This window comes from Carnobacterium sp. (genome assembly GCF_040274425.1).
Genome location: NZ_JBEMBC010000026.1, coordinates 24695 through 31927 on the forward strand (window position 1 = coordinate 24695; position 7233 = coordinate 31927).

The window sequence follows — 7233 nt, forward strand, 5'->3', positions numbered from 1 at the left end:
TAATCAGGATTATATAAAGCCTTTTCTTCTTCACTCAGTTCTCCCTTTTTTGAATCGTTTAGTTTTATCCCACGTGATCGTTGTATTTGTGATTCGGCTCCAAATATATTGACTAGCACTTCTCAACAACAATACTATGAAAAATTGAGCATAAGTAAAATACATGATCAAACCTACAAAAATATTAAATGGCGATATTGAATTTTCTAAAACCATGGCACTAATAACTTGGGCAGTATAAACAACATAGCTTAAGAACCAAATAAACAATAGTGGAACATCAAAATAAGGAACGGATACACCAAACAATCCTAAAATAAACCAGATGTTAGAAATCAATAGCAACACTACAAAAAAGAAGTAGGTCAAGACATGCTGCAAACTGTAAATAAAGGTTTTTCCTTTCCAAAAACTCCAATCGCGTAAAGATTTCTCTAGCAAATACAAATTACCTGTTAACCATCTGGTTCGTTGCTTAATAAAAATTTTTATATTCTCAGGTTCTTGTTCCCACGTATGAGATTGGTGAACAACTGGTAAAGTTTTCCCCATTGCCGCTATACGAACGGTTAACTCAGCATCTTCAGCTAAAGCATAAGGATCGTATCCGCCAGCTGCATAAAGATCCTCTCTTTTAAGCAGCATATTGGTACCCGCTAACGAACCAGCTTTAAATAACTTCCAACGGCCACTTTGCATCAGCAACTGGAATACTTGGAATTCAATTGCAATCATTCGAGTCAGCAAATTTTGATTGGCGTTAACCGTTTTAACATATCCTACTGCTCCTGCAGCATTTTCCGTTGTTTCTGCTGCATGTACTAATTCAATCACTGCGTTTCTGTTCGGTTGGTTATCTGCATCAAACACTAAAAAGTAATCTGATTCTGTGATAGAAAGCCCATAATTTAAAACACGTGATTTTCCGGTTGGTTTGCCTGGCGGTACTTTAACATAGCAAATTCTAGAAAATAACTGGCTGAATTCTTGTACAATACTCGCAGTATCATCTTGCGAATTGTCATCTAATAAGTAAACCGTCAGCTCTCCCGGATAATCTAACTTGACCATTGCATCTAGTGTATCCTTAATAACGACACCTTCATTATGAGCAGGAATCAAAACTGCTACAGATGGATAATCGGTTAAAACAATCGATTCTTTTTTTGTTAGCCGCTGGACCACACCAGCTACCGTAAGAACGGAATAAAAAACTAACATCATCCAGAAAAAAAACATAATTACTATCATTAAGAAGTTCATTTTTTAAGTTCTCCATCCTTATGATTTATAAAGTAGTTAAGTCCTTGTTCTTGATCAAAAATCTCATAATCAATAGGCAGTTGAATGATATTTAATTCTGTTCGTAAAGATTTGAAGACCCGCTCCACTACCTTTAAACAACCTTCCTTTTTAGTGTTTTGTAAAAAGATCAAATAAGAACTCTCTGTTAGTTTTGTCACTAAATCATAATCCGTTCGTACTGTTTTTAGTAATGTTTGCATCAATAAAAAGTTCATAGCTTCTGTTGTTTTATCTGAAGAAGATGCTTTAACTGAGAGATAAAAATTTTCTTCTCCCCGTCTTTGAGTTCCCGTCATAATAAATTTGATTCGATTGGTAAATTCTGAATGAGTCAATAAATTAGATGTTCCGATATATTTTTCTAATTCTTCAGCTTTTAGCCTAAGCACAGCAAGCTCATCACTGTTTCTTTTGACTTCTGCAAACACTAACCACATGATAATCAATGCGGCTATTAACAATGTGTATTCGCCAATCAAATAGGATTGAGATTTTATACTGGTGTCTGATATCACAACAAGTGAAAAACCGACGCTGAAAATAATTGTAAGAATTAAAATAAAATTTTTAGAAGTAGATAGAAAATTCATTATTATGGCTGTTAATAGAAGAATCAAAAAATTTATGTACAAATGATCTTTTTCCGTAACTTGAAAAAATAGCAGAAAAGTAATTAACAATAACGAAAGAAAAAGTGATAGAGATGACGTTCTTTTTGACATATTCAGTTATACCTCAATTCTATATTTAAAAAATTCCATTCTGTTATTTATATCACATACATTTTTTTTATTCCATTAATTGATACGCAAATTGCTTTTTTATTCAGCTATTATGTCAATCTTGTTCACAATTAATTCAAATTGAATTGATCCATTTTTAAACCTTTAAAATCCCACTTATTTTCTATCCACATCAGTTAGTACCTCTTAACACTTTGTTCATTACTTCTTAAAATTTCACTGATTTCACAATACAATATTGCTTATTTTGATAAATCTACGGCAATTGATATTCTCTTTATAAACACTGCTATTATGGTAAAATAAAAGAAACTGCTAAGTAGAATTTTTAAATAATAGCCTATTTCACCTTGTTCTTCTAGTTTTCGCACTGTATAGTATGTGATATAAGTAACAACCAATTCCACCTTTATAGAAACGGAGTATTCGCTATGAAAGAAATCAGTTTAGAGTCTTCTGTTTACGAATTAGTTACAGCACATCCGGAAATCCAACGTGTTTTATTTGACTTAGGGTTAAAAGATATCCAAAAACCTGGTATGTTAACGACTGTGGGAAGGTATATGACTATTCCAAAAGGAGCAAAGATGAAAAAAGTTGATTTACAAGTCATTATTGATCAATTGGAACAATTAGGCTTTACCATTAAGGAGTGAATTTATGGAAAACAATACTGTTCATCGTCAGAAAAAAATTGTTGAGATTTTAACGTTGCTTCATGAAGGCGGCGAGTTTGAAGAAGCCAAGCGTCTCTTCGATGAGTCTTTTGATGGGGTGGATGTCAGCGAAATTACAGCCGCAGAAAGAGAACTGATTGCCAGTGGTTTGGATCCTTCAGAAATTCAACATCTATGCAATGTTCATGCGGCTGTTTTCAAGGGATCCATTAGAGATATCCATCGTTCGAATTACGAACATGAGTATCCAGGACATCCCGTTCACACTTTAAAGCTAGAAAACAAAGTGATTCACTCACTCTTAGAAGATGAAATTCAAGAAGTTTTTGACCGATTTGCTAACGGCGACTTTTCTCAGAAAGAACGGCTACGGCATGCTTTATTAGATTTGACACAAATTGATAAGCATTATGCACGAAAAGAAACTTTGATTTTTTCTTATATGGAACGGTATGGCATTACTGCACCACCAAAAGTTATGTGGGGTGTTGATGACGCTATCCGTGCAGCTATCAAAGATGTAAATCTTTATTTAAGCAGCAAAAAAGTTGCCATTAACCCTCTAAGGGATAAAATCGAACACATTATAACGGAAGTAGAAGAAATGATTTTTAAAGAAGAGGAAATTATGGTCCCAATGGTTTTAGATGTGTTTTCCCTAGTAGATTGGCAAAGAATCGCTGAAGACAGCTTCGATATTGGATTTGCTTTTATCCCTAAACCCTTGTCTTGGAAACCGAGTAAAGATGCTCTAGCACAAGAAAAAGATCAGCAAGAAGCTCGGTCACAAGCAGCAAAAAATGCCGCCGCTATGACTGCAGCTATATCTGAAGCTCCTCCTATTACCGAAACAGAACATTACGATTGGCAAGAAGATCCATTAAGCGAAGGGTCTATCGTTTTACCAACCGGTGTCCTTCAGTTAAAAGAACTAACGGCTATTTTTGGTGTTTTACCTGTAGATCTCACTTTCGTAGACAATGAAGATCGCGTACGCTTCTATTCAGAAGGAAAGAATCGTGTTTTCCCCCGTACAAATTCTGTTATTGGACGAGAAGTGATCAACTGCCATCCGCCTAAAAGTATGCATATGGTTCAGAAAATTCTTGATGACTTTAGAAGCGGAGAAAGAAATGAAGCAGAATTTTGGATTAATTTACGTGGAAAGATGATTTATATTCGCTATTTTGCTATTCATGATCCTGAAACAACTACCTATTTAGGCTGTTTAGAAGTTACGCAAGATATTACTGAAATTCAAAAAATCCAAGGGGAACATCGATTATTGAGTGAGGACAACTAACCTTATTCAAAGATATTAACGTTAGGAAAACTCTTGAAATTAAGACTATCAAACAACCCATCATTCCATATAAGGATGACAGGCTGTTTGATAGTCTTTTAATTATCCTAGTTTAATTGTAAATTCAAAACCCGTTGGATTTTCTTTAAAAGGTCTGCCGGGTTCTGTAAAGATGAGTTCAATGCCAGTAATATCATCTGGCAAAGCGGGTGAAATGATATAGCTATAGCTCGTATGTCCTGTTGTTCCTCCTCCACCTTCTGATCGACAGATATATGTATCATCAATGAACATATCAAAAATATCAGGATAATAGTTGGATTCAATTGCCTCATTTCTCTCCTCCCAATCTATATGCAGATACAACACACTAGCATTGGAATATTGCCGAATATAGGTTACGGTGTATAACACTCCTTGATTTTCATATGTTTTAAGCACTGGCACATATTTTTTGAATTCAATAGGCACAACCATTGGCTTGAGACTAGCTTCCATTGCCATTGTCGTAAAGAGCGATTGTAAATACTCTTCCTGAAGGTCGTACTCATTAGCCAATCTAGAAATCACCTCATCTGGTGGGAAAATTGTATTTTTAACCAGAACTTCTTTACGTTGGTTTAATAAATCACAAATCTTTTCATCAATGGATAAAAGACTTTCGTTATAATAAGGGTTTAAGCTTTCAGTTGGTTCAAATGTCATACGTAGTTCCTCCATTTTTTCTATATAAAATAATAGTTACCCTTTTAATATTTGAAGTTTCATTTAAACAAAAGAAGTTTTAATTGGCTATGTTATTCTTATCATACACCGTTTGTTCAAAATGAGCTACCGCACCAATCAAATTGGCATCATTGTGAAATTTACAAACTTGGATATTTAATATTATATCATGTGCCCTCTGACGTTCTAAATAAAAGGAAGTCCGTTCATGCAAACGTTGAATAAGGTCTTCTCTGATAGATATGCCACCACCAATCACAACCATATCGGGATTAAAACTAATAGAAAGGTTATAAATTCCACGCGCCAAAGCATCAATAAGACCGTCCACATATTTAACAGCCAGTGGTTCTCCTCTATCCGCTTCTTTAAAAAGGTGCTTTCCATCTACAACAGTATCTAATCCCATTTCTTTTCCGTAGCGTTTTGCAGTTTGAACCGGACTTCCCATTTCACTTAACGTATGTTCACCATCTAACAACATATAGCCAAATTCTCCTCCAAAAAGATCTTTCCCTTTAAATAATTTACGATCAATAACAACTGATCCACCAATACCAGAACCAATTATTAGGAATAAAGCATGTTGGATATTTTTTGCAGCACCATGCCATACTTCTGCTAATGCAGCACAGTTGGCGTCATTTTCCATTGAAACTGGCACTCCAAATAAATCTTCCCATTCTTTTTTGATTGGGAAAAAATGGAGATAAGGAACAGCACTGATCCCACTGATGGTCCCTTCTTGTGCATCAACAGCTCCCGGGGCACTGATAGCAACACCTTCAACTAAATGTTCTTTCATAAAGTTGTGATAAACCTTCATCATTTCTTCTTTCATATCTTTCCAATTTTCAGGTGTATAAAATGAACCTTTATTGCTTAACTCTTCATCTTTCCATAACCCAAATTTCACTGCAGACCCACCGATATCAAATACAACAATACTCATATAGTCACTCTCCCTCACTTTCATTAATAGCGTTCTCATTTTCTTATTCATACTACTTTGTTAGGTCATTTATCCACTTAATTACCGAGTCATTCATTTTTATATTTAACGTTTACCTACTTAAAAGGAAAAAGCCAACGACAGAGAATATCCCTATATTGGCTTTTTCTGTACAGAAAACTATTTTTACTTAGTTAGATGATCAAGTTCTTTTAGAACTTCATCTAATCACGTGTTAAGACAATTTCTACCGAGAATTCGTCATAACGATGGATAGATGTAGAAAATTCAAAGGTATTTCCTGTATCTAGATAACCTACTTGCTCAGCTACTGCAACAGGGTCTCCACTTTCAAGTCCGAGTTTTTCTGCTTCAAACTCTGTTGCTTTACGAACAGACACTGTTCTATGAGCGCTTTGAATCTTCAGATGTAATTCATTTTCAAGATACTCATAAATGGATTCTTTAATGTTCTTTTCTTTGATTCCAGGAATGAGGTCAATAGGCATATACATTTCTTCTATTACGACTGGTTTATCATTAACGTAACGAACCCGACGGACATCATAAACAAAATTGTCTGATGGTATGTTTAATTTTTTAGCCGCATGTTCGGGTACTTGCACAATGGAAAAATTTAAAATTTTACTAGAAACTTTTTTATCTGGATAAAGTGCTGTTGTACCACGGAATTGGTTCGCCATAATGACACGCTCGATCTCTTCAGGATTGAGATCTTTCACAAACGTTCCAGATCCTCTTCTCTTGATGATCAAGCCTTCTGTCACTAAAATATCTACGGCTTTTTTTATTGTCATCTTGCTAGAATCGTATTGTATACACAAATCTTTTTCAAAAGGCAATCGTTGATTGGCAACGTATTCTCCTTTTAAAATTTTATTACGTAAATCATTAGAAATCATAATGTACTTTTTCATTTTGTTGCCCCTCTCGCTACCTCAGTTTATTTCCGAAAACAGCACTATATTTATAGGGCAGTACAGAAAAAGTCTATACCTTTAGTATAACGAAATTTCTATTTCTTGACAAATTTTCTTTAACACCTGCCTTACCAATTCATTTTCTTACATGATTAAAAATAGTTACATTAAATTCTCTGGCATATCAAATTGGTTTTCCTCAGCGACTTTTTTGAACCAATGACCTGATTTTTTGATTGTTTTAACTTGGGTATGGATGTTATTTGATATGAAACCATAACGATTGCGGTAAGCATTTTTCCATGACCAGCAATCAATTGGCGTCCATAAGTGATAGCCAAAGCAATTTGAACCTTCTTCTATTCCCTTAGCTACCCAATAAAGGTGCTCTTGTATGAATTGGATCCGGTAATCATCCTCGATAACACCCTCTTCATTTAAGTAACGTTCTTCTCTTGAAACTCCCATCCCATTCTCTGATACGAACCATGGAATATTGTCATAGTTATCACGGATATTCAATGCAATGTCATGGAGTGCTTTAGGATAGATTTCCCAACCCTTGTCTACATTCATACGCCGTCCC

8 protein-coding genes are annotated in these 7233 nt (G+C 34.9%); 2 read left to right on the top strand and 6 right to left on the bottom strand.

Going from position 1 to position 7233, the window contains the following annotated elements; genetic code table 11:
• Positions 1 to 30: 30 nt before the first annotated feature.
• Entirely contained in the window at positions 31 to 1263 is a 1233-nt protein-coding gene (locus ABS911_RS07150; protein ID WP_350467000.1) for a glycosyltransferase family 2 protein, read from the bottom strand.
• Entirely contained in the window at positions 1260 to 1937 is a 678-nt protein-coding gene (locus ABS911_RS07155; protein WP_350467001.1) for a hypothetical protein, read from the bottom strand. The genes ABS911_RS07150 and ABS911_RS07155 overlap by 4 nt, the downstream gene beginning before the upstream one ends.
• 542 nt (positions 1938 to 2479) lie before the next feature.
• Between ABS911_RS07155 and ABS911_RS07160 the strand changes: the two genes are divergently transcribed.
• Together ABS911_RS07160 and ABS911_RS07165 are read left to right on the top strand one after the other, a co-directional pair.
• Positions 2480 to 2704 (top strand): DUF1858 domain-containing protein, encoded by a 225-nt coding sequence (locus tag ABS911_RS07160; RefSeq protein WP_350467002.1) that lies wholly within the window; start codon positions 2480 to 2482, stop codon positions 2702 to 2704.
• Between the two features lie 4 nt (positions 2705 to 2708).
• Entirely contained in the window at positions 2709 to 4028 is a 1320-nt protein-coding gene (locus tag ABS911_RS07165; protein WP_350467003.1) for a DUF438 domain-containing protein, read from the top strand.
• Positions 4029 to 4130: 102 nt separating this feature from the next.
• On the opposite strand, the gene ABS911_RS07170 is transcribed toward ABS911_RS07165, so the two are convergent.
• The 4 genes from ABS911_RS07170 to ABS911_RS07185 all read right to left on the bottom strand — a co-directional run.
• Positions 4131 to 4733: a hypothetical protein gene (locus tag ABS911_RS07170; RefSeq protein ID WP_350467004.1), complete on the bottom strand. Its 603-nt coding sequence runs from the start codon at positions 4731 to 4733 to the stop codon at positions 4131 to 4133.
• 79 nt (positions 4734 to 4812) lie between these two features.
• Positions 4813 to 5706: an ROK family protein gene (locus tag ABS911_RS07175; protein WP_350467005.1), complete on the bottom strand. Its 894-nt coding sequence runs from the start codon at positions 5704 to 5706 to the stop codon at positions 4813 to 4815.
• Positions 5707 to 5930: 224 nt separating this feature from the next.
• Complete coding sequence (locus ABS911_RS07180; protein WP_350467006.1) at positions 5931 to 6644, bottom strand: GntR family transcriptional regulator; 714 nt, start codon at positions 6642 to 6644, stop codon at positions 5931 to 5933.
• A gap of 165 nt (positions 6645 to 6809) precedes the next feature.
• Positions 6810 to 7233: family 1 glycosylhydrolase (locus tag ABS911_RS07185; protein ID WP_350467007.1), on the bottom strand; the 424-nt coding region annotated here is incomplete at its 5' end.